A 21,693-nucleotide genomic window follows, 5' to 3' on the forward strand; every position below is an offset into this window, starting at 1 on the left:
GTTCCGTAGGGCCAAGATGTGCGGCAGATCCGGGGGCGGCTCAAGGGCATGGCCGCGATGGAACTCCGCTGCCGCCGGCCTGTTCACAGCCGGACACAATGGCCGGAGCGGAGACAGCCATGCGCCTGACCACCACCCTTCTCGCCCTGACCCTGCTCGCCGGCACCAGCCTCTCCGCCCGCGCCGACGAGAAGCTCCCGCCCGACCAGCAGGCGAAGGTCGAAGCCATGCTGAAACAGGAGGGCTTCACCAAGTGGAAGGAGATCGAGCTCGACGACGGCATGATCGAGGTCGACGACGCGATCGACGCGAGCGGCAAGCAGTTCGACCTCAAGCTCGATCCGAAGACCCTGGCGATCGTCAAGCGCGAGGCCGAGTAGGCGACGCAGAGGGGCAGTGCCGAGTCGCAGTGCCGAGTCGCAGCGCGAGATCGCGGCGCTTGCGTTCGGAGCGAGGCCCGGCCATATAGCCGGCGGGGGGTTGGCGAGGGACGTTTCACTCGCCAACCGGGTCAGGTCCGGAAGGAAGCAGCCCTAACGAGACCGAGCGGGTCTTCGTCCAGCCTCCCACCTTATCTCACGGCGCGCGGCAGCCAGACCCAGACACGGCATGGACGCTACGACCGGCACGCCTGACGACGAGCCGGGCCTGCCCGGGTTTCCAGCGCCCCCCGCCGCGGCGACGCCGTACCGGGTGCTCGCGCGCAAGTACCGCCCCACCAATTTCGGCGACCTGATCGGCCAGGACGCGATGGTGCGGACCCTCGCGAACGGGTTCGCGGCCAACCGCATCCCGCAGGCCTGGATGCTCACCGGCGTCCGCGGGGTCGGCAAGACCACCACGGCCCGGATCCTGGCCCGCGGCCTCAACTACGCCCGCGCCGGCCAGCCGGACACCGGCCCGACCGTGTCGATGCCGGAACTCGGCCTCCACTGCGCGGCGATCATGGAATCCCGGCACATGGACGTGCTGGAGATGGACGCCGCCTCGCATACCGGCATCGACGACGTCCGGGCGATCATCGACGGCATCCGCTACGGGCCGGTCTCGGCGCGCTACAAGGTCTACATCGTCGACGAGGTCCACATGCTCTCCGAGAAGGCGTTCAACGCCTTCCTGAAAACGCTGGAGGAGCCGCCGCCGCACGCGAAGTTCGTGTTCGCCACCACGGAGATCCGCAAGGTCCCGGTGACGATCCTGTCGCGCTGCCAGCGGTTCGACCTGCGCCGTGTCGAGGCGCCGACCCTGCACGCCCATCTCGCGAAGGTCTGCGCCGCCGAGGGCGTCACCGTCGAGGACGAGGCACTCGGCGCGATCGTGCGAGCCGCGGAGGGGTCGGTGCGCGACGCGCTCTCGCTGCTCGACCAGGCGATCGCCCACGGCGCCGGGACGATCACCGCGCAGAGCGTGCGCGACATGCTGGGCCTGGCCGATCGCGCCCGCATCCTCGATCTGTTCGAGGCGGTGATGCGCGGGTCGGTCCCGGCCGCCTTCGCGGAATTGCGGGCCCAGTACGATTCCGGCGCGGACCCGTCTGTGGTGCTCTCGGATCTCGCGGCCTTCACGCATCTCGTCACCCGGCTCAAGGTGGTGCCGGAGGCGGCCGCGGACCCGACGCTCAGCGAGACCGAGCGCGTCCGCGGGGCCGCGTTCGCCGAGAAGCTCACGATCCGCGCCCTGTCGCGGGCGTGGCAGATCCTGCTCAAGGCGATTCCCGAGGTTCAGGCGGCGCCCCGGCCGCTGGCGGCGGCCGAGATGGCGATCGTGCGTCTCGCCTACGCGGCCGATCTGCCGACACCCGACGAGGCCCTGCGCCAGTTGCGGGCGGAGGCGGCCGCCGCGCCCGCGGACGAACCGCCGTCCCTGTCGGCCCGGCCGCCGCTGCCGCCGATCCCCGACCTGCGCGGCGGCGGCTCCGCGGCCCTCGCCGCTGCACCCCGTACGGCCGCCCCGGAGGCCGCCCCGGGCGCCCCCGCGCCCGTCGCCGTGAACGCGCCCGTCGGTGCGCCGGCGCCGAGACCGGCGCCGGTGGCACCACCGACACCCCGCCTCGGACGGTACGAGGACCTGATCGCGCTAGCCGACGCCAACCGGGACATCCTGCTGCGGACCGCTCTGGAGCGCGACGTCCACCTGGTGCGCTTCGAGGAAGGCCGGATCGAGTTCCGCCTCGCCTCCGGCGGCCGGGCGAGCCTCGCCAACGACATCGCCGCCGCCATCGAGCGCTGGACCGGGCGGCGCTGGGTGGTGGCCCTGTCGAAGGACGAGGGCGCCCCGACCCTCGACGCGGCCGCCCGCGCCGCCACCGAGACCCGCCGGGAGAACGCCGCCGCGGATCCCTTCGTGCGGGAGGTGCTGACGCGCTTCCCCGGGGCCGAGATCGTCGACGTGCGCGAGACCGTCTCCGAGGCCCTGCCCTCCGCCGAGCAGGAGATCCTCGGGGAAGGCGATGCCGCGCGGGTCGGCGAGGTCGAGGACGACGACGCCTGACGCGCGGTGGCGCACGGGCCGCGCGATACCCAGATCAGACGAGGAAACGGAAAGAGAGCCGCATGCGCGACCTGATGGGCATCATGAAGCAGGCTCAGGCCATGCAGGAGAAGATGGCCAACCTGCAGTCCGAGATGGACGCGATCGAGGTGACCGGCGCGTCCGGCGGCGGCTCGGTCCGGGTCACCATGTCCGCCAAGGGTCAGATGAAGGGCGTCAGCATCGACCCGTCCCTGATGGTGGCGGACGAGCGCGAGATCCTGGAGGACCTGATCGTGGCGGCCTGCAACGACGCCCGCGGCAAGGCGGAAGCGACCATGCAGGAGCGCATGGCCGAGCTGACCAAGGGCCTGCCCCTGCCGCCGGGCATGAAGCTGCCGTTCTAGGAATCCGCTCGGACGAGACGTCCGAACCGTCCTCGCGAGCGGTGCGAAGCAACCCAGGGCAGCGCGACGCTCGCAAGCGTGGCGCAACTGGATTGCTTCGCTCCGCTCGCAAAGACGACTGGGGCGGCCCCGCGGGCCGCCCGCTCTCGGTTTACGCCGCGATCGCCTGAGCGGTCGGCCCGGCGGCGCGCACGTCGGCGTCGACATGGTCCTCGAACCGCTTGAAGTTGTCGTCGAACATCTTCACCAGCCGCGCCGCCGTCTCGACGAAGGCACCCTTGTTGGCCCAGGTCTTGACCGGGGTCAGGATGTGCGGCTCGACGCCCGGAACCGAGACCGGCACGGCGAAGCCGAAATACGGGTCGCGGCGGAATTCGGCCTGCGCCAGCGAGCCGTCGAGGGCGGCGCTCAGCAGGCGGCGCGTCACGCGGATCGGCATGCGCCGGCCGGTGCCGACACCGCCGCCGGTCCAGCCCGTGTTGACCAGCCAGCAATCCACGCTGTGCTTGGCGATGAGGTCGCGCAGCAGGTTGCCATAGGTGCTCGGATGCCGCGGCATGAACGGCGCGCCGAAACAGGTCGAGAAGGTTGCCTCCGGTCCGGTCAGGCCGCGCTCCGTTCCGGCCACCTTGGCGGTGTAGCCCGAGAGGAAGTGGTACATCGCCTCGGCGCCGGTGAGCTTGGCGATCGGCGGCATCACCCCGAAGGCGTCGCAGGTCAGCATCACGATGTTCTTGGGATGCCCGGCCCGGCCGGTGGCGCTCGCGTTGGCGATGAAGTCCAGCGGGTAGGCGCAGCGGGTGTTCTCGGTGAGCGACGCGTCGTCGAAGTCCGGCGCGCGGGTGACCGGATCGATGATCACGTTCTCCATCACCGTGCCGAAGCGCTCGGTGGTGGCGTAGATCTCCGGCTCGGCGTTGCGCGAGAGGCGGATGGTCTTGGCGTAGCAGCCCCCCTCGAAGTTGAAGATCCCGGAATTCGACCAGCCGTGCTCGTCGTCGCCGAGCAGCTGGCGGGAGCTGTCGTTCGACAGTGTCGTCTTGCCGGTGCCCGAGAGGCCGAAGAAGATCGCCGAGCCGCCCTCGGCGTCCAGCGCCGCGTTGGCCGAGCAGTGCATCGGCATCACGCCCTGTCCGGGCAGGATGTAGTTCAGGTAGGTGAAGACCGACTTCTTCATCTCGCCCGCGTAGGCGGAGCCGCCGATCAGCACGAGCTTCTTCGAGAAGTCGATGGCGATCACGGTCTTCGACCGGCAGCCGTGCCGGGCGGGGTCCGCCTGGAAGCTCGGCAGGTCGATGATCGTCATGTCCGGCACGTAGGACGCGATCTCGGATCGGTCCGGCCGGATCAGCAGGTTGCGGATGAACAGCGAATGCCACGCGAACTCGGTGAACACCCGCGCCTTGACCCGGTAGGCCGGATCGGCGCCGCCGTAGAGGTCCTGGGCGAACAGCTCCTTGCCCTCAGCGTGCTTCAAGAAGTCCTGGCGCAGGGTCTCGAACTGCTCTGGCGTGATGGCGCCGTTGTTGTCCCACCAGACCTCGTTCTCGGTGCCGGCATCGCGGACCACGAACTTGTCCTTGGGCGAGCGACCGGTATGGCTGCCGGTGGTGGCGACGAGGGCGCCGCCGCGGGCGAGCTGGGCCTCCTTGCGGGACAGAGCCTCCTCGTAGAGGCGCGGCGCCTCGAAATTCCAGTGGACGGCCTTGAGGTCGCGGAAGCCTGCCGCCTCGGCGCCGTGGGCCGCGTTGTGATCACCGATATTGGTCAAGATCGTATCTCCCGGGCCCCTGTTCGACCGTCGACGCGACTGAGCCGGACGGCAACGCCGTCCGGGTTTGCCCGGGAGACGTCCGTGCGGTCGTACAGGACCGCCGCACGCAGGATCTCCGTTCCCGGCAGCTTTCCGTCCCACTCGCGAGTAGGCGGCGAAGCTTCGCTGTCATAATGGGCCCCGCCAGGAGCCCGCAACATGTACAAACAGGTTAGACCACAGTCGTGGACTCAGGAACCGGGGTCTGTAAGCAGTTGCATCCGCCGCGCAGCATAATGCCACCGGTGAAGCGGCTTCAGAATACCCATATACCACATACGCGGGTGCTCGCCCGCGCACGGACCCTTGCGCGGCGCCCGGCGCCGTCTATGCCCGTCCGGGTCCGCAATCCCTTCCTCGTCCCAGAGGTACGATGCCCCAAGCCGTCGCCGGCCCCGAGATCGAGCGCCTGATCCAGCTCCTCGCCCGCATGCCGGGCCTCGGACCGCGCTCGGCGCGGCGCGCCGCCCTGCAGCTCATCAAGAAGCGCGACACGCTGCTCGGGCCCCTGGCCGACGCGATGCGCGTGGCGGCCGACCGCATCATCGTGTGCACGAGCTGCGGAAACGTCGACACCTCGGACCCGTGCACGATCTGCCGCGACGCCGAGCGCGACCCGACGACGCTCGTGGTGGTGGAAGACGTGTCCGACCTCTGGGCCCTGGAACGCTCCGGAGCCGTCAAGGCGCGCTACCACGTGCTCGGCGGCGTCCTGTCGGCGCTCGACGGCGTGCGCCCGGAGCACCTGAACCTCGCGAGCTTGGTGGAGCGCGTGGCACGGCCCGAGGTCAGCGAGGTCATCCTGGCGCTCAACGCCACCGTCGACGGCCAGACCACCGCCCACTACGTCACCGAGTCGATCCGGCACTGCGACGTGAAGGTCACGCGCCTCGCCCACGGCGTGCCGGTCGGCGGCGAGCTCGACTACCTCGACGAAGGCACGCTCTCGGCGGCGATCCGCAGCCGGACGGCATTCTGAGGGTCGGCGACAGGCAGCGAACCGGTATTTGACCGGTCCTCGGCCGCATCCTATGCGACAGTGAGCCCGGACCCGTCCCGGCGCCTTCCCTGCCGGTTCCCGCCATGACCATCCGCCCGCTCGTCATCCTCCCCGATCCCGTCCTGCGCCTGGGCTCCGAGCCGGTCGGGCCGATCACCGCCGAGATCCGGACCCTCGTCGCCGACATGTTCGAGACGATGTACGACGCACCCGGCGTCGGGCTGGCGGCGATCCAGATCGGCGTCGCCAAGCGCGTCGTGACGATCGACACATCCAAGGAGGAAGGCGTCCGCGACGCGCGGGTCTTCATCAATCCCGAGATCGTCTGGTCGTCGGAGGAGAAGCGCGTCTACGACGAGGGCTGCCTGTCGATCCCGGACTACTATGCCGAGGTCGAGCGGCCGGACCGGGTGCGCGTGAAGTTCCGCGACCTCGACGGCACGGAGCGGGAGATCGAGGCCGACGGCCTGCTCTCGACCTGCATCCAGCACGAGATCGACCATCTCAACGGCGTGCTGTTCATCGACCACCTGTCGAAGCTGAAGCGCGACCGGGTGATCAAGAAGTTCACCAAGGCGGCCAAGCGCGACGCGGCCTGATCCGGCCATGCGCGTCGTCTTCATGGGCACGCCCGACTTCGCGGTGCCGACGCTGGCGCGGCTCGCGCGGGACGGGCACGAGATCGCGGCGGTCTACACCCGCGCTCCCGCGAAGGCCGGCCGCGGCATGAGCCTGCGCCCCTCCCCGGTCCACGCGCTCGCCGACGCGCTCGGCGTGCCGGTCCTGACGCCGTCGACGCTCCGCACACCCGAGGCCGCCGAAACTTTCGCGGCGCACCGGGCCGACGTCGCCGTGGTGGTCGCCTACGGGATGCTGCTGCCGCAGGCGATCCTCGACGCGCCGAAGCACGGTTGCCTCAACCTGCACGGATCCCTGCTGCCGCGCTGGCGCGGCGCGGCGCCGATCCAGCGCGCCGTGATGGCGGGCGACGCCGAGAGCGGCGTCGGCGTCATGCGGATGGAGGCGGGCCTCGACACCGGTCCCGTGGCGCTCGAGGCCCGGCTGCCGATCGCCCCGGGCATGACCGCGGGCGCCCTTCACGACGCGCTCATGCCGCTCGGCGCCGACCTGATGGCGCGCGCCCTCGCGGCGCTCGCGGCGGGCACGCTGACCTTCGCGCCGCAGCCGGAGGACGGCGTCGTCTACGCCCACAAGATCACCAACGACGAGGCCCGGATCGACTGGTCGCGGCCGGCGGCTGAGGTCGCCAACCGGATCAACGGGCTGTCGCCGTTCCCCGGCGCCTTCTTCGAGGTCGATCTCGGCAAGGGGCCCGAGCGCGTGAAGGTGCTCCGCGCCGCTCCGGCAGAGGGTTCGGGCGCGCCGGGGACGCTGCGCGATTCCGACGGTACGGTCGCCTGCGGCAGCGGTGCCGTACGCCTCTTGGAGCTGCGCCGCGCCGGGAAGGGCGGAAGCGCGAGCGGGGCCGAGTTCGTCCGCGGCGCGCGGCTGGCGCCCGGCGCCAGCCTCGGCTGATGCCCCGCTACAAGCTCGTCATCGAGTACGACGGCGGTCCGTTCTGCGGCTGGCAGCGGCAGGCGGACGATCCCACGGTCCAGGGCGCGATCGAGGCGGCGGTCACGCGCTTCTCCGGCGAGGACGCCCGGCTCACCTGCGCGGGCCGGACCGATGCCGGCGTGCACGCGATCCATCAGGTCGCCCATCTCGACCTCGCCAAGGACTGGCGGACCGACACGGTGCGGGACGCCCTGAACGCCCATCTGCGGCCGCAGCCGGTGGCGATCCTGTCCGCCGAGATCGTGCCGGAGAGCTTCGACGCCCGCCACTCGGCGATCCGCCGGCACTACCGCTACCGCATCCTCAACCGGCGCAGCCCCGCCGCGCTGACGCGGGCCCATGTCTGGCAGGTGCCGTGGCTCCTCGACGCAGACCTGATGCACGAAGCCGCCCAGCGCCTCGTCGGCCGCCACGACTTCTCGGCCTTCCGGGCCGCCGAGTGCCAGGCGAACAGCCCGATCCGCACGCTGGAGCAGCTCGACGTGGCCCGCGCGCCGATGGCGCTCCACGACGAGATCGTGGTCGCGACGTCGGCGCGCTCGTTCCTGCACCATCAGGTCCGGGCGATGGTCGGCACGCTGATGCTCGCCGGCAGCCGCCGCCTCTCGGCAGATGACGTCGCCGAGATCCTCGCCTCGGGCGACAAGCGCCGGTGCGGGCCGCTGGCCCCGGCCGCCGGGCTGACCTTCGTGGGCGTCGACTACGATCTGGGGAAGTAGGCGTCGAGCACGCGCCCGTAGATCGCCGTCAGCCGCTCCAGATCGGCGACCGCCACGCACTCGTCGGTCTGGTGCATGGTCTCGCCGACGAGGCCGAACTCGATCACCGGGCAGGCATCCTTGATGAAGCGGGCATCCGACGTGCCGCCCGTCGTGGAGAGCGTCGGGGTGAGGCCGGTCTCGGCCCGGATCGCCTCCGCGACGAGCGTCACGAAGGCGTCCGGCCGCGTCAGGAAAGCCGGCGCGTTCGAGGGCTGCAGGTCGAGGCTGAAGCGCACCGCGTTCCCGGCCGCCTGCTCCAGGCGCCGGCGGATCTCGGCGCCGAGGCTCTCGGCCGTCCAGTCGTCGTTGAAGCGGATGTTGAAGGTCGCCCGCGCGGTCGCGGGGATCACGTTGGTGGCGGGGTTGCCGACGTCGATCGTGGTGAATTCGAGGTTCGAGGCGTCGAAATGCGCCGTCCCGCGATCCAGCGGCTCGGCGACCAGCGCCGAGGCGAGGCGCAGCAGGCCCGGGATCGGATTCTCGGCCTTGTGCGGGTAGGCGACGTGGCCCTGGCGGCCGAGCACGGTGAGTTTGCCGGTCAGCGACCCGCGCCGGCCGATCTTGATCATCTCGCCGAGCCGGCCTGGATTGGTCGGCTCCCCGAGGACGCAGTGGTCGAACCGCTCACCCCGGCGCCGCGCCCAGTCGAGGAGTTTCACGGTGCCGTTGACCGCCGGACCCTCCTCGTCGCCGGTGATCAGGAACGCGATGGAGCCGCCGAATTCGGCCCCGCGCCGGTCGAGGAAGGCGAGCGTCGCCGCCAGCATGCAGGCGACGCCACCCTTCATGTCGGCGGCGCCGCGGCCGTACAGCATGCCGTCGGCCACGGTGCCCGCGAAGGGATCGTGCCGCCACGCACCCTCGCCTTCCGGCACCACGTCGGTGTGGCCGGCGAAGACGAGGCACGGACCGCCCTGCCCGACGCGGGCGTAGAGGTTCGGCGTGTCGGGGTAGCCGGGCTCGGAGAAGACCGGCCGCTCGACCGCGAAGCCGGCCGGCCGGAGCGTGTCGGCGACCACGTCGAGGGCGCCCCGATCCTCCGGCGTCACGGACGGGCACCGGATCAGGTCCTGCGCGAGGCGCAGGGCCGCGTCGGGGGCGTGGTGGTCAGCCGGCATGGATCCGTCCTCGGCGGCGCGACGGGCCGCGCGGCCCGCTTAACCCGAAGCGGGCCGCCCCGGAACTCCCTTCCCGGGTCCTACTTGGTGACGACCACCTGCACGTCGCCGTGGCGGCGCTGCACCGAGACGGTGACGTCGTCGTCGTAGCGCTGGAACCGGATGTCCAGGCGCGAGCCGCCGAGCTTGACGTTGTAGAGGGTCACCCCGTCGAGGAAGCCCGGCAGGATCGGGTTCTTGAGCCGGACGCGGTTGCGCTCGTGGTCGAGTTCGAGGCCGAGGCAAGCCGCCAGGAACGCGAACGGCGCCGCCGCCGCCCAGGCCTGCGGGCTGCAGGCGACCGGGTACGAGACCGGGCCGCGCTGCTTGCGGCGCATGAAGCCGCAGAACAGCTCCGGCAGCCGCTTCTGGTCCTGGTAGAGCGAGGTGTCGAACATCCCCTGGAAGATGCGCGCGGCCTCGTGCTTGCGGTCGTAGCGCGCCAGACCCATCGCGATCAGCGCGTTGTCGTGCGGCCAGATCGAGCCGTTATGGTAGGACATCGGGTTGTAGCGCGCCTCGCCCTTGGCGATCGTGCGCACACCCCAGCCGTTGAAGCCGTCCTTGCACAGAAGCGTCTCGGCGACCCGCGCCGCCCGCTCCGGCTTGGCGATGCCGGTGAACAGGGCGTGCCCGGCATTGGAGGAGCGCACCGCGCACTGCTTCTTCGCGCCGTCGAGGGCCAGCGCGTAAGTGCCGATCTCCTCGTTCCAGAACGCCGCGTCGAACCGCTCGCGCAGGCTCGCTGCCTCCTGGGTGAGGCGCTCGGCCATGGGATCGTGCCCGAGGAGCGCCGCGAGCTTCGCCATGCCGTTCTTGGCCGCGTAGACGTAGCCCTGCACCTCGCAGAGGGCGATCGGACCCTTGGCCAGGTGGCCGTCGGCGTGGAAGATCGAGTCGTGGCTGTCCTTCCAGCCCTGGTTCTCGAGACCCTTGTCGGTGTCGCGGGCGTACTCGACGAAGCCGTCGCCGTCGCGATCGCCGTAGCGGTCCATCCACTCGAGGGCGAGTTCGAGGGCCGGCCAGATCGCGCGCACGGTCTCGAGATCGCCCGTGACCGCGTAGTACTCCCAGGCCAGCATCACGAAGAGCGGCGTGCCGTCGATGGTGCCGTAATAGTGCCGGAACGGCACCTCGCCGAGCATCGCCATCTCGCCGCGGCGGGTCTCGTGCAGGACCTTGCCGGGCTGCGCGTCGGCGGCCGGGTCGACCGCCTTGGCCTGGGTCGAGGCGAGGTAGCGCAGCACGCCGCGGGCGAATTTCGGGTCGATCCAGAGCGCCATCATCGCCGTGATGATGCCGTCGCGCCCGAATACCGTGGAGTACCAGGGAATGCCGGCGAAGGGGTAGATGCCCTCCGGGGTGCGGCTTGCGAGCATGTAGAGGTCGGCCGTAGCCCGGCACAGGCCCTCGTTGAACTGATCGTTCGACGAGATGATCGTGGTGATGCCCGCCGTCAGCGCCCGCAGGTCGCGCCGCGAATCGCGGTAGGCACGGGCGAAGATCGTGCCCTCGCCGAGGTCTTTCGGCTCGCGCCGCGCGCCGCCGGCATTGGCCGCGAGCGTGAGCCGGGCGGCGGCGTCCTCGCCGACCATCGTGTCCGTCGGGGGCTTGGTGAAGGCCCGATGCGCCTCGAAGGTCACGCGGATGAACAGCGAGGTCCGGCCACCAGGGGGGAGCGACACGTCGAACACCACCTTGCCGGGCTCGATCGAATCGGGCTTCGGACCGAAATGCAGCGACGTCGTCCGGACGATCTCGTCCAGGCCGACGTAGCGGAACTGCACCTCGCGGTCGCTCGCCACCAGGACGCCGCGTTTGCCGCGCTCCTTCCGGTCGGTCCCGCGCACCTCGAAAAGGTCGCGGAAATCCGCGTCGAAGGTGACGGCGATGCGCAGGCGGCGGTGCTTCGAGTCGAAGGAGCGCAGGCCGATCCGGTCGTAGCAGGCGCCGCGGAACAGGAACTTGGTGCGCTCGATCGCGACCGTCTCGCGCGGGATCGAGGTCTCATCGTGGGCGTCGATGCGGATGTCCGGCGTCGTCATGTCGACGCTGAGCGCGCCGTTGTCGTCCTGCATCACCGAGGAGAGCATCAGCGGGCGCTGGCCCTCCACCGTCACCTCCAGGCGGGAGAGGTAGCGCGTGTCCTGGAAGTAGAGCCCCTCCGGGCCGGGCTGGACGCCAATATCGCCGTAGGAATCGAGGACGCCGAAGGCCTCGCCGAACTTCAGTGAGCGCAGCGGCCGCTCGACGAGGGAGGTCTGCGCCTCGATGTGGTAGGGCGGAAGGACGTCGTCCGCGTCCTGGAAACCGTGCGCCACGCTTCCGACGCTCGCCGCGGTCCGGGCCTTCGCATCGTGGGCCGCTGCCGTGTTGTCCGCCGCCATGCAGGGCATCTCCGGGTGCAAGTGAGAGGTGCGAATCGAGAGGGCTGCCGCATCCGTTCGATGCAGCAGCCCTTGTTCACCCTACGGATGAGTCGCCTTTAAGACGCTAGGCCGAGCCGGACCCGCCTCGCAAGCCCGGTGCCGGATTTCAGGCCGGCATGGCAGCGACGGGGATCGCCGGACGCGCCGAGCCGTTGACCTCGCCGTACTGCGGCTTGAACCCGGACTTCGGCAGCTTGATCACGTCGGCGCCGCGGGCGAGCAGGTCCTCGTAGGCGGCGACGTACTTCTTCACCATGCACTCGGCGGTGAAGGCGCTCTCGAAGTGACGGCGCACGCCGGCGCGGCTCATGGTCTTGACCTTGGCGACCGCCGCCACGGCGTCGTCCATGTTCTCGCACAGCACGCCGCCGACGCCGTCCTTGATCACCTCCGGGACGGAGCCGTTGCGGAACGCGATCACCGGGGTTCCGGCCGACATCGCCTCGATCATCACGAGGCCGAAGGGCTCCGGCCAGTCGATCGGGAAGGCGAGCGCCAGGGCGTTGCCGAGGAAGTCCTTCTTCTGCTCCTCGTTGATCTCGCCGATGTACTCGATCAGCGGGTGATGGATCATCGGCTCGATGACCTCGTCCCAGTAATCCTGGTCGGCCTTGTCGACCTTCGCGGCGATCTTGAGGGGCGTGCCGGAGCGGATCGCCATCTCGATCGCGCGGTCGGGCCGCTTCTCGGGCGAGATGCGGCCGAGAAAGGCGAGGTAGCCGCCCTTGGCGTCCGGGTAGTACGGGCAGTTCTCGGCAGGAAGGCCGTGATGGATCGTCGCCAGCCAGTTGGAGGTCGGCGGCATGGGCAGGCGCTGGTTGTCGGAGATCGAGACCAGCGGCATGCCCGTGAAGGTGCGGTAGACCGGCATGAAGTCCGGCACGTCGAGGCGACCGTGCATCGTGGTGATGCACTTGTGGTTCAGGTCCTCGAACATCGGGTACTGCAGCAGGTCGATGTGGAAGTGCAGGATGTCGAACTCGTGCGCGCGGCGGTGCACCTGATGCAGCATCGCCAGGTGGCTGGCCGTGTGATCCCGATACCCGAGCAGGCGCAGGCCCTCGGGCGTGCAGGCCGCGAGCTTGGCAGTCGTCTCGGAGTCGCCGCTCGCGAACAGCGTGACTTCGTGGCCCTGGCGGACCAGTTCCTCTGTAATCCAGCTGACGACGCGCTCGGTGCCGCCGTAGAACTTCGGAGGGACGGCCTCCGACAACGGAGCGATCTGGGCAATGCGCACGGAGTGTCTCCTGGTTGGCCGAATTTGACGGGGGGTCTAACCCTGCCGGCCTGAGCGGGACATGAATGAAACCGACGGCCAAGGTTATGGTTCCTGGCGCTCCCGCTGTCCCGCACCGTTTTGTGCGGCGCGGCAGCCGTCCCCGAATTCCTCCGAATCAGCACGGGGAAGACGGCCGTTGCGGCGCCGTTTCCGGCTCGCCCGCACCGACGTCGCGCGCGGAAGCCCCGTCCTCGGGCTCGATACGCCGAAGCCCGCCGGGGCGTTCCGTCGGATCTCGATCTCGTGCTCAGGCCGGCGGACGTTGCCGCCGCGTCAGCTTTCTGTCATAAGCCGCCCCGCGTCGAACCGCCCGGCCGATAGGGCTGCCGTGGCGGCTCGTGCTGCTCCACCAGAAGCATCAGCGCGCGAACCTCATCCGATCCCCCGGGTCGGGCAGAGATCCTTTCGCGCAACGGAGAGCCAAATGCCCAAGTTGAAGACGAAATCGGGCGCGAAGAAGCGCTTCAAGATCACCGGCACCGGCAAGGTGATGTACGCCCAGGCCGGCAAGCGCCACGGGATGATCAAGCGGACGACCAAGCAGATCCGCAACCTGCGCGGCACCACGACCCTGTTCGAGGGCGATGCCGCCAACGTGAAGAAGTACTTCCTGCCGAACGCGCGGTAAGTCCTTCGACACCCGTTGCCACTGTCTTTCGTCGAATCCAGGAGATAACCGATGGCCCGCGTCAAGCGCGGCGTGACCAGTCACGCGAAGCACAAGAAGGTTCTGAAGGCCGCCAAGGGCTATTACGGCCGGCGCAAGAACACGATCCGCATCGCCAAGCAGGCGGTGGAGAAGGGTCTGCAGTACGCCTACCGCGACCGCAAGAACAAGAAGCGCACGTTCCGCGCCCTCTGGATCCAGCGCCTCAACGCGGCCGTCCGCGAGCACGGCCTGACCTACTCGCGCTTCATCGACGGCCTGGCGAAGTCCGGCATCGTGGTTGACCGCAAGGCGCTGTCCGAGCTCGCGATCCACGAGCCGGCGAGCTTCGCCGCCGTCGTCGAGAAGGCGAAGGCCGCGCTGCCGCAGAACACCGCCAAGGCCGCCTGATCCAGGCCTGAGGCGAGACGGACGGAAGGCGCGGTTCCCCAGGGAGCCGCGCCTTCGTCGTTTACGAGGTCCCGCGCCCCGCGCTTGCGCCCGGGCGCACAACGCGCGAGAGCACGGCCCGACGGCCGACTCCGCCAACCCTGCTCGAAGACAGCGATGACCGATCTCGACACCCTGGAACGCGACCTCCTGGCCCAGGTGGGCGCGGCCGCCGACGAGGCGGCCCTCGACGCGGTCCGCGTCGCCGCGCTCGGCAAGAAGGGCAGCGTCTCGGACCTCCTGAAGACCCTCGGCGCGATGACGCCGGACGAGCGCAAGGAGCGCGGGCCCCTGATCAACGGCCTGCGCGACCGGGTCCAGGGCGCCGTCACCGCGCGCAAGACCGAACTCGCCGAGGCCGCCCTGGAGGCCCGCCTCGCCTCCGAGCGGGTCGACGTGACCCTGCCGGTCCGCGAGGCCCCCGAGGTGCGCGGCCGGATCCACCCGATCTCCCAGGTCATCGACGAGATCACCGCGATCTTCGCCGACATGGGCTTCGCGGTCGCCGAGGGTCCGGACATCGAGACGGACGAGCTGAACTTCACGGCGCTCAACTTCCCGCCCGGCCACCCGGCCCGCGAGATGCACGACACCTTCTTCCTGGCCCCGGACCGCGACGGGCAGCGCAAGGTGCTGCGCACCCACACCTCGCCGGTGCAGGTGCGGACCATGCGGGCGCAGACGCCGCCGATCCGCGTGATCATCCCGGGCCGGACCTACCGGCACGATTCCGACCAGACCCACACGCCGATGTTCCACCAGGTCGAGGGGCTGGTGATCGACACCAGCGCCAACATCGCCAACCTGAAATGGGTGCTGGAGGAGTTCTGCAAGGCATTCTTCGAGGTGGAGGGCGTGAAGATGCGCTTCCGCCCGTCCTTCTTCCCGTTCACCGAGCCCTCCGCGGAGGTCGACATCCAGTGCTCGCGCAAGGGCGGCGAGATCCGCTTCGGCGAGGGCGACGACTGGCTGGAGATCCTGGGCTGCGGGATGGTGCACCCGAACGTGCTGCGCAATTGCGGGCTCGACCCGGACGCCGTGCAGGGCTTCGCCTTCGGCGTCGGCATCGACCGCATCGCCATGCTGAAATACGGCATGCCGGACCTGCGCCCGTTCTTCGAGGCCGACGTCCGCTGGCTCGACCATTACGGCTTCCGCCCGCTCGACGTGCCGAGCCTCGTGGGCGGCCTCACCGGCTGAGCCGCCCCGGCCCCGCCGCGGCCCTCCGGCCCCGGTGAGGGCGCCGCGATCCTGTTCCTCCGACGGTCGAGCCGATACCGGGCTCTCGAAGGTCCATCATGAAATTCACCCTCTCCTGGCTCAAGGACCACCTCGAGACCGAGGCCTCCCTCGACACCGTCGCCGAGACGCTCACGCGGATCGGCCTGGAGGTGGAGGGCGTCGAGGACAAGGCCGCCGCGCTCAAGCCCTACGTGATCGCCCGGATCCTGACGGCCGAGCAGCATCCGAACGCCGACCGGCTCCGGGTCTGCACCGTCGACACCGGCGCGGGCGCCCCCGTGCAGGTGGTCTGCGGCGCTCCGAACGCCCGGGCCGACCTCGTCTCGGTCTTCGCGCCGCCCGGCACCTACGTCCCCGGCAAGAACATCACCCTGTCGGTGGGCACGATCCGCGGCGTCGAGAGCCACGGCATGCTGTGCTCGGGCGCCGAGCTCGGCCTCGGCGACGACCATGACGGCATCCTGGAACTCCCGACCGACGCGCCGGTCGGCCAGGCCTACGCCCTCTATGCCGGACTCGACGATCCGGTCATCGAGATCAACCTGACGCCGAACCGGCCGGACTGCACCTCGGTCCACGGCATCGCCCGCGACCTCGCGGCCGCCGGCCTCGGCACGCTCAAGGGCGAGGCGCTGCCGAACGTGCGCGGCGAGGGTCCCTGCCCGGTCGAGGTCGCGTTGGACCTCGCGCCGGCCGACCGGCACCTGGCCCCGCTCTTCGCTCTGCGGTTGGTGCGCGGCGTCAGGAACGGCCCGTCGCCGGCCTGGATGCAGGCCCGACTGCGCGCCATCGGCCTGCGCCCGATTAACAGCCTCGTCGACATCACCAACTACGTCACGTTCGACCGCGGGCGGCCATTGCACGTCTTCGACGCCGCCAAAATCGCCGGCACGCTGACCGTGCGGCGGGCGCGGGCGGGCGAGAGCCTGCGCGCCCTCGACGGCCGGACCCACACGCTGGCCGACGACACCGTGGTGATCGCCGACGCGAACGGCGTCGAATCGATCGCCGGCATCATGGGCGGCGAGGCGTCTGGCTGCGACGCGGGCACGACGGACGTGCTGATCGAGTCGGCCCTGTGGGACCCGGCCAACATCGCCCAGTCGGGCCGCCGCCTCGGCCTCATCACCGACGCGCGCTACCGCTTCGAGCGGGGCGTCGATCCGGCCTTCACGCTCCCGGGCCTCGACCTCGCGACGCGGCTCGTGGTCGACCTCTGCGGCGGTACGCCGACCGAGGCGCGGATCGCCGGCGAAGCGCCCGAAACCGCGCGCAGCATCGACTTCCCCTGGACCGAGGTCCGCCGCCTCGCCGGCCTGGACGTGCCGCGCGCCGAGATGCAGCAGATCCTGGAGACGCTGGGCTTCCACGTCACCGGCTCCGGGGACCGGGTGACGGTGCTGCCGCCGTCCTGGCGGCCCGACGTCGAGGGCAAGGCCGACCTCGTGGAGGAAGTCGTCCGCATCGCCGGTCTCGACCGGATCGTGGCCGAGCCGCTGCCGCCGCTCGCCGGGATCGGCCGCCCGCTGCTCACCGTGATGCAGAAGCGGACCCGCATGGCCAAGCGCGCCCTCGCGAGCCGCGGCCTCATGGAGGCGGTCACGTGGTCGTTCGTGCCGCACGACGACGCCGTCCTGTTCGGCGGCGGCGGGGCCGACCTCGTGCTGGCCAACCCGATCGCCTCGGAGCTGTCCGACATGCGGCCGAGCCTCGTGCCGGGCCTCCTGCGCGCGGCGCAGCGCAACGCCGACCGCGGCCATCCGGACTCCGCCCTGTTCGAGGTCGGCCAGTGCTTCGCCTCCGACGTGCCGGAGGGCCAGACCGTCCGCGCGGCGGCGGTCCGCCGCGGCGGCGCGACCCTGGCCGGCGCCGGGCGGCACTGGAACGGCAAAACCGCGACCGTCGACGCGTTCGACGCCAAGGCCGACGCCATCGCGTTGCTCGGCAGCCTCGGCGTGCCGACGGGTGGCCTCCAGATCGCGGCGGGCGGCCCGTCCTGGCTCCATCCCGGCCGCTCGGGCACGCTGCGCTTCGGCCCGAAGACGGAGATCGGCTGGTTCGGGGAGGTGCATCCGCGGACGCTGCAGGCCCTCGACCTGAAGGGAACGCTCGTGGCGTTCGAGATCGTCCTCGACGCCCTGCCCCTGCCCAAGCTCAAGCCGACCAAGGCCAAGCCCGCCCTGGCGCTGTCGGAATTCCAGCCGCTGTCGCGGGACTTCGCCTTCGTGGTCGGCCGCGACGTGCCGGCGGGCGACATCGTCAAGGCCGCCCAGAACGCCGAGCGCAAACTGGTGACGGGCGTCGACGTGTTCGACCTCTACGAGGGGCCGGGCGTGCCGGACGGCGCGAAGTCGGTGGCGATCGCGGTGCGTCTCCAGCCCGTCGAGCGGACCCTGACCGACGCGGAGATCGAGGCGGTGAGCGCCAGGATCGTCGCCGAGGTCACCCGCAAGACGGGCGCGACCCTCCGGGCCTGAGGAACGCATGGACCGGATCGCCCTGCTCATCGACGACCTCGCGGCGGCCGAGTACCGGCCGAAGGCGGCGTTGCGGGAGGCCCTCAACCACCCGGCCGCCGTCGCGGAGGCGACGCTGCCGCTGCTCGAGGCGGCCGCCGACGGGCGCGAGTTGGCGCCGGAGGAGACGAACCTCCTGTTCTGGGGCCTGCACGTCATGGCCCATGCCCGGGACACACGCGCCCTCGCGCCGCTCCTCAGGCTGCTCCGGCACGACGGGGAGACCCTCGACGCGGTGCTGGGCGACGCCGTCACGGCGACGCTGGCCAAGGTCGTGGCGAGCCTGTTCGACGGCGATCCGCAGCCGCTGTTCCGGCTGATCCTGGACAGCACGGTCGACGATCACGCGCGCATGGCGCTGATGTGCGCCTGCACCTTCGTGACCCTGGAGGGACGGATCGACCGGGCCGCGATGCACGACCTGCTGGTCCGGTTCGACGACGCGCAGGCTGCCGTGGAGGACGGGCCGGCCTGGGTCGGCTGGGAAGAGACGATCGCGCATCTCGGCTTCCGGGACCTCGCGCCCCGCGCGGCCGCGGCCCGCGCCGACGGACGGCTGACCGACGAGATCAGCGACGCCGGGTGGTTCAAGGAGGCCCTGCGCAAGGCGGAGACCAAGCCGGACGACCGGGACCGGCTGGGGCCCTACCAGTACGGCTACCTCGACGATCCGGTCGAGGCCCTCGACTGGGCCGAGGAGGGCGCGGGCGAGCCGCAGCGCAACCCGTTCAAGGATGTCGGCCGCAACGATCCCTGCCCCTGCGGCTCGGGAAAGAAATTCAAGAAATGCTGCCTCGGCAAGGCCGAGGCGGAGGGGCCGTGGATGCCGCCGGGATCCTCAGGCGGCTGAGGCGCCGCTGCCGCTGAGCGGGTTCTCGGGATCCCAGCCGTAGCTCAGGGTCTCGAACCGCATGGCGCGGGCGTCGACCATGAGCAGGCGCCCGACGAGGGGCTCGCCGAAGCCCGCCACGGCCCGGATCACCTCCATGGCCATCAGCGAGCCCATGACGCCGGCGAGCGCGCCGAGGACGCCGGCCTCCGCGCAGGCGGGCACGCTGCCCGGCGGCGGCGGGTTCGGGAAGAGGCAGCGATAGGTCGGGTTCGGCGTCCCGTCTGGCCCCGTCTCGTGGGCCCGGATCGTGGTCAGCGTGCCGTCGAAGCGGCCCAGAGCCGCCGTGACCAGCGGCCGACGCGCGCGGAAGCAGGCGTCGGACACCGCGTAGCGCGTGGCGAAATTGTCGGACCCGTCGGCGACGAGGTCGTAGCCGCCGATCAGGTCGACCGCGTTGCCCGCGTCGATCCGGAACGGGTGCGACACCACCGTCACGTGCGGGTTGAGCCGCGCGACCGCGTCGGCCGCACTCTCCACCTTCGGCCGGCCGAGATCAGGGGTCCCGTGGATCACCTGCCGCTGCAGGTTCGACAGGGAGACCGTGTCGTCGTCGACGAGGCCGATCGTGCCGATCCCCGCGGCGGCGAGGTACTGGATCAGCGGCGCGCCGAGGCCGCCCGCCCCGACGACGAGGATCCGGGCGGCCTTGAGCCGGGCCTGGCCGGGACCGCCGACCTCCGCGAGGACGAGGTGGCGGGCGTAGCGTTCGATCTCATCGGGAGCGAGGGCCATGGGCTGCCCATAGACTGCCGTGGCCGCGCATGGAAGGATCGGGCGCGTCTCGAAGGCGCGTCGGAGTCTCGGCCGCTGCTTCGACCTCGTCATCGCGGGCGCATCTCGCCGATTCAGGTCAGCGAGGCGTCTCTCGGCGCGGCGCGACACCGGGTTGCTTCGCTCCGCTCACGAAGACGGCGGTGCCGTGATCGACAGGAAGCGTATAGCCCTGCACGCTCCGCTGTTCGAGGGCTCGGAACGCGAAACGCCGCCCCGGTGAGGAGGCGGCGCGGGTCTCGCGTCTCTCGATCCGCGCCGCTCAGCGCGGCGCGAGGATCATGATCATCTGCCGGCCTTCGAGCATCGGCTCGCTCTCGACCTTGGCGATCTCCGCGGTCTCGCTCTTCACGCGCTCCAGCAGGCGCAGACCGATGTCCTGGTGAGCCATCTCACGACCGCGGAAGCGCAGGGTCACCTTGACCTTGTCGCCCTCCTCGAAGAAGCGGTGCACCGACTTCATCTTGGTGTCGTAGTCGTGCTTGTCGATGCCGGGCCGGAGCTTGATCTCCTTCACCTCGACGGTCTTCTGCCGCTTGCGGGCCTCGTTCTGCTTCTTCTGCTCGTTGAAGCGGAAGCGCCCGTAATCGAGCAGCTTGCAGACGGGCGGCACGGAGTTCGGCGCGATCTCCACGAGATCGAGACCGGCCTCCTCGGCCAGATTGAGGGCGTCGAAGAAGGGAACGACGCCGCGGTTCTGCCCGGTGTCGTCGATCAGCTGCACTTCCCGCACTCCGCGAATGTCGCGGTTGGCGCGCGGCCCGTCCTTCTGCGGGGCCGGCATGGCTCTCATCGGTCTACGAATGGCTTAGGTCTCCTGCTGCAACGGCGAAACGGCGGATCTTCAGGAGGATCTCCTGACCGCCAGCCGCTCCGGTCTCATCCGGACATACAACGTTGGTGGAACCGCGGCCAGAGTCAACCGGCTACCGTCGCGGTGCCGGAAATATTCGGCCGCCGCGTCGCGATTCGAGGCCCGTCCCGGTGCCGCCTTCAGGCCGACCGGCCGAGCAGCCCGGCATAGACGGCCAGCGTGTCGCCGACCATCCGCTCCAGGGAGAAGTGCGCCTCGACATGCGCGCGGCTCCGCCGGCCGAGGGCGTCGCGGGCGCTCGCGCCGAGGGAGAGCGCTTCGCTGAGGGCGGCGGCGAGCGCGGCCGGGTCGCCGGGCGGCACGCGCCATCCGGTGCGCTGGCCCGCGGGGGTCTCGGGCGGTGCCAGCACCGTCTCCGGCACGGCGCCGAGGTCCGAGACCACCACCGGGGCGCCGAGCGCCTGCGCCTCCACGGCCGAGCGCCCGAAGGCCTCGGGCTCCACGGACGGCACCGCCACCACCGAGGCCGCGCGGAAGGCCGCCGGCATGTCGGTGCAGTGCCCGACCCGGCGGACGACGCCGCCGAGCCCGCGCGCCGCGATGAGCGCGTCGAGCTCGCGCTCGTAGGCGGCGCGGCCCTGCGGGTCCCCCGCCAGGACCACGGCGAGATCGGGAACGCCGCGGTCGCGCATCTGCGCGGCGGCCTCGATCAGCACGCGATGGCCCTTCCAGGCAGTGAGGCGGGCGGCCAGCAGGATCACACGCTCGTGCGGCGCCACGTTCCAGCTCCGGCGCAGCGCCTCGACCCGGGCAGCTCCCACGGCCACCGGGTTGAACACGGCGAGGTCGGTGCCCCTGTGAATGACCCGGACACGGTCGCCGGCCTGCTCGGCATGCAGTCGGTGGATCAGGTCCGCGGTGTAGTGCGAGTTGGCGATGACCACGTCACCGCGAGCCATCACCGAGTTGTAGAGAACCTTCACGCCGGTCCGGCCGGAATAGCTGCCGTGATAGGTGGTCACGAACGGCAATCCCAGGCGGCGCGCCGCCCCGAGGGCGACCCAGGCCGGCGCGCGGGAGCGGGCGTGAATGATCTGCACCTTCTCGCGGCGGCAGAGCGCCATCAGGCGCAGGACGTTCACCGCCATCAGCGCCGGGTTCTTCGACGCGGCCGGGAACCGGAGCCAGTGACCGCCCTTGGCCTGCAACTCGCCGACGAGACGTCCGCCCTCCGTCGCCACGAGGGCACGGGCACCGACGGCGGCGAGCCCGCCCGCCACATCCACCGCGGTGCGCTCGGCGCCGCCGGCGTCGAGCTCGGGGATGATCTGCAGGATGCGGGCGCCGGCCAGCGCCCCGACCTCCGCCGGGAAGCCCGACAGAGCGTGGGTTCCCTCGCCCGTCCGCGGGCCCTCGGCGAGGACGCGCAGGCCCCCGGCCGGTATCTGCCAAATGCTCGCTGCCATTGA

At 70.8% G+C, this 21,693-nt stretch carries 19 protein-coding genes and 1 other RNA gene; 13 read left to right on the top strand and 7 right to left on the bottom strand.

The annotated features are described in order from the left end of the window. Positions 1–119 precede the first annotated feature (119 nt). The 4 genes from ACLBXO_RS03110 to ACLBXO_RS03125 all read left to right on the top strand — a co-directional run bounded on the left by ACLBXO_RS03110 (position 120) and on the right by ACLBXO_RS03125 (position 2,876). Positions 120–380 (top strand): PepSY domain-containing protein, encoded by a 261-nt coding sequence (locus tag ACLBXO_RS03110; RefSeq protein WP_447684479.1) that lies wholly within the window; start codon positions 120–122, stop codon positions 378–380. Between the two features lie 93 nt (positions 381–473). Beyond that, positions 474–572, top strand: an RNA gene (gene ffs / locus ACLBXO_RS03115) — signal recognition particle sRNA small type. A 37-nt stretch (positions 573–609) separates the two neighbouring features. Continuing rightward, the gene (locus tag ACLBXO_RS03120) at positions 610–2,490 is read left to right on the top strand and encodes a DNA polymerase III subunit gamma/tau (RefSeq protein ID WP_447684480.1); all 1,881 of its coding nucleotides are present in this window, start codon (positions 610–612) and stop codon (positions 2,488–2,490) included. Between the two features lie 62 nt (positions 2,491–2,552). Next, on the top strand, positions 2,553–2,876 hold the full coding sequence (locus ACLBXO_RS03125) for a YbaB/EbfC family nucleoid-associated protein (protein WP_331318624.1): 324 nt from the start codon (positions 2,553–2,555) through the stop codon (positions 2,874–2,876). A 151-nt stretch (positions 2,877–3,027) separates the two neighbouring features. Here the strand turns inward: ACLBXO_RS03125 and ACLBXO_RS03130 are convergent, their stop codons facing one another. Further along, positions 3,028–4,647, bottom strand: coding sequence for a phosphoenolpyruvate carboxykinase (locus ACLBXO_RS03130; RefSeq protein WP_447684481.1), 1,620 nt, complete (start codon positions 4,645–4,647; stop codon positions 3,028–3,030). A gap of 415 nt (positions 4,648–5,062) precedes the next feature. Here ACLBXO_RS03130 and recR point away from each other — a divergent pair, with 415 nt between their 5' ends. From recR to truA, 4 genes are all read left to right on the top strand, one after another. Further along, positions 5,063–5,668: a recombination mediator RecR gene (gene recR, locus ACLBXO_RS03135; RefSeq protein ID WP_331317537.1), complete on the top strand. Its 606-nt coding sequence runs from the start codon at positions 5,063–5,065 to the stop codon at positions 5,666–5,668. 104 nt (positions 5,669–5,772) lie between these two features. Then, on the top strand, positions 5,773–6,288 hold the full coding sequence (gene def, locus ACLBXO_RS03140) for a peptide deformylase (protein ID WP_331317535.1): 516 nt from the start codon (positions 5,773–5,775) through the stop codon (positions 6,286–6,288). Between the two features lie 7 nt (positions 6,289–6,295). Continuing rightward, positions 6,296–7,225, top strand: coding sequence for a methionyl-tRNA formyltransferase (fmt, locus tag ACLBXO_RS03145; protein WP_447684482.1), 930 nt, complete (start codon positions 6,296–6,298; stop codon positions 7,223–7,225). After that, the gene (gene truA / locus ACLBXO_RS03150) at positions 7,225–7,986 is read left to right on the top strand and encodes a tRNA pseudouridine(38-40) synthase TruA (RefSeq protein ID WP_331317532.1); all 762 of its coding nucleotides are present in this window, start codon (positions 7,225–7,227) and stop codon (positions 7,984–7,986) included. Before fmt ends, truA begins: the two co-directional genes overlap by 1 nt. On the opposite strand, the gene dapE is transcribed toward truA, so the two are convergent. The 3 genes from dapE to ACLBXO_RS03165 form a co-directional block, all read right to left on the bottom strand. Further along, entirely contained in the window at positions 7,968–9,146 is a 1,179-nt protein-coding gene (gene dapE / locus ACLBXO_RS03155; RefSeq protein ID WP_447684483.1) for a succinyl-diaminopimelate desuccinylase, read from the bottom strand. The two genes, truA and dapE, sit on opposite strands and share 19 nt — an antisense overlap. Positions 9,147–9,226: 80 nt before the next feature. After that, complete coding sequence (locus ACLBXO_RS03160) at positions 9,227–11,572, bottom strand: amylo-alpha-1,6-glucosidase (protein WP_331317529.1); 2,346 nt, start codon at positions 11,570–11,572, stop codon at positions 9,227–9,229. Positions 11,573–11,720: 148 nt separating this feature from the next. Then, positions 11,721–12,851, bottom strand: a complete 1,131-nt coding sequence (locus tag ACLBXO_RS03165; protein WP_331317527.1) for a glycosyltransferase family 4 protein — start codon at positions 12,849–12,851, stop codon at positions 11,721–11,723. A 466-nt stretch (positions 12,852–13,317) separates the two neighbouring features. On the opposite strand from ACLBXO_RS03165, the gene rpmI reads away from it, so the two are divergent. The 5 genes from rpmI to ACLBXO_RS03190 all read left to right on the top strand — a co-directional run bounded on the left by rpmI (position 13,318) and on the right by ACLBXO_RS03190 (position 18,597). Next, a complete protein-coding gene (rpmI, locus tag ACLBXO_RS03170; protein WP_007561407.1) occupies positions 13,318–13,521 on the top strand; it encodes a 50S ribosomal protein L35 in 204 nt (67 codons plus the stop codon). A gap of 51 nt (positions 13,522–13,572) precedes the next feature. After that, positions 13,573–13,950, top strand: a complete 378-nt coding sequence (gene rplT, locus ACLBXO_RS03175) for a 50S ribosomal protein L20 (RefSeq protein WP_010682315.1) — start codon at positions 13,573–13,575, stop codon at positions 13,948–13,950. 156 nt (positions 13,951–14,106) lie between these two features. Continuing rightward, complete coding sequence (gene pheS / locus ACLBXO_RS03180; RefSeq protein WP_447684484.1) at positions 14,107–15,189, top strand: phenylalanine--tRNA ligase subunit alpha; 1,083 nt, start codon at positions 14,107–14,109, stop codon at positions 15,187–15,189. 98 nt (positions 15,190–15,287) lie between these two features. Further along, positions 15,288–17,708 (top strand): phenylalanine--tRNA ligase subunit beta, encoded by a 2,421-nt coding sequence (gene pheT / locus ACLBXO_RS03185; protein ID WP_447684485.1) that lies wholly within the window; start codon positions 15,288–15,290, stop codon positions 17,706–17,708. A 7-nt stretch (positions 17,709–17,715) separates the two neighbouring features. Continuing rightward, positions 17,716–18,597, top strand: a complete 882-nt coding sequence (locus tag ACLBXO_RS03190) for a DUF1186 domain-containing protein (RefSeq protein ID WP_447684486.1) — start codon at positions 17,716–17,718, stop codon at positions 18,595–18,597. Here the strand turns inward: ACLBXO_RS03190 and ACLBXO_RS03195 are convergent. From ACLBXO_RS03195 to ACLBXO_RS03205, 3 genes are all read right to left on the bottom strand, one after another. Then, positions 18,586–19,371, bottom strand: coding sequence for a HesA/MoeB/ThiF family protein (locus ACLBXO_RS03195; protein ID WP_331317519.1), 786 nt, complete (start codon positions 19,369–19,371; stop codon positions 18,586–18,588). The two genes, ACLBXO_RS03190 and ACLBXO_RS03195, sit on opposite strands and share 12 nt — an antisense overlap. Positions 19,372–19,672: 301 nt before the next feature. Then, positions 19,673–20,194 (bottom strand): translation initiation factor IF-3, encoded by a 522-nt coding sequence (gene infC / locus ACLBXO_RS03200; protein ID WP_020092802.1) that lies wholly within the window; start codon positions 20,192–20,194, stop codon positions 19,673–19,675. 209 nt (positions 20,195–20,403) lie between these two features. After that, positions 20,404–21,690 (bottom strand): glycosyltransferase family 4 protein, encoded by a 1,287-nt coding sequence (locus tag ACLBXO_RS03205; RefSeq protein WP_447684487.1) that lies wholly within the window; start codon positions 21,688–21,690, stop codon positions 20,404–20,406. Between the last annotated feature and the right edge of the window lie 3 nt (positions 21,691–21,693).

This window comes from Methylobacterium sp. C33D (assembly GCF_053345825.1).

Coding starts and splice junctions, on each gene's coding strand:
- ACLBXO_RS03110 (WP_447684479.1), top strand. CDS start 120: ATGCGCCTGACCACCACCCTTCTCGCCCTGACCCTGCTCGCCGGCACC.
- ACLBXO_RS03120 (WP_447684480.1), top strand. CDS start 610: ATGGACGCTACGACCGGCACGCCTGACGACGAGCCGGGCCTGCCCGGG.
- ACLBXO_RS03125 (WP_331318624.1), top strand. CDS start 2,553: ATGCGCGACCTGATGGGCATCATGAAGCAGGCTCAGGCCATGCAGGAG.
- recR (WP_331317537.1), top strand. CDS start 5,063: ATGCCCCAAGCCGTCGCCGGCCCCGAGATCGAGCGCCTGATCCAGCTC.
- def (WP_331317535.1), top strand. CDS start 5,773: ATGACCATCCGCCCGCTCGTCATCCTCCCCGATCCCGTCCTGCGCCTG.
- fmt (WP_447684482.1), top strand. CDS start 6,296: ATGCGCGTCGTCTTCATGGGCACGCCCGACTTCGCGGTGCCGACGCTG.
- truA (WP_331317532.1), top strand. CDS start 7,225: ATGCCCCGCTACAAGCTCGTCATCGAGTACGACGGCGGTCCGTTCTGC.
- dapE (WP_447684483.1), bottom strand. CDS start 9,146: ATGCCGGCTGACCACCACGCCCCCGACGCGGCCCTGCGCCTCGCGCAG.
- ACLBXO_RS03160 (WP_331317529.1), bottom strand. CDS start 11,572: ATGGCGGCGGACAACACGGCAGCGGCCCACGATGCGAAGGCCCGGACC.
- rpmI (WP_007561407.1), top strand. CDS start 13,318: ATGCCCAAGTTGAAGACGAAATCGGGCGCGAAGAAGCGCTTCAAGATC.
- rplT (WP_010682315.1), top strand. CDS start 13,573: ATGGCCCGCGTCAAGCGCGGCGTGACCAGTCACGCGAAGCACAAGAAG.
- pheS (WP_447684484.1), top strand. CDS start 14,107: ATGACCGATCTCGACACCCTGGAACGCGACCTCCTGGCCCAGGTGGGC.
- pheT (WP_447684485.1), top strand. CDS start 15,288: ATGAAATTCACCCTCTCCTGGCTCAAGGACCACCTCGAGACCGAGGCC.
- ACLBXO_RS03190 (WP_447684486.1), top strand. CDS start 17,716: ATGGACCGGATCGCCCTGCTCATCGACGACCTCGCGGCGGCCGAGTAC.
- ACLBXO_RS03195 (WP_331317519.1), bottom strand. CDS start 19,371: ATGGCCCTCGCTCCCGATGAGATCGAACGCTACGCCCGCCACCTCGTC.
- infC (WP_020092802.1), bottom strand. CDS start 20,194: ATGCCGGCCCCGCAGAAGGACGGGCCGCGCGCCAACCGCGACATTCGC.
- ACLBXO_RS03205 (WP_447684487.1), bottom strand. CDS start 21,690: ATGGCAGCGAGCATTTGGCAGATACCGGCCGGGGGCCTGCGCGTCCTC.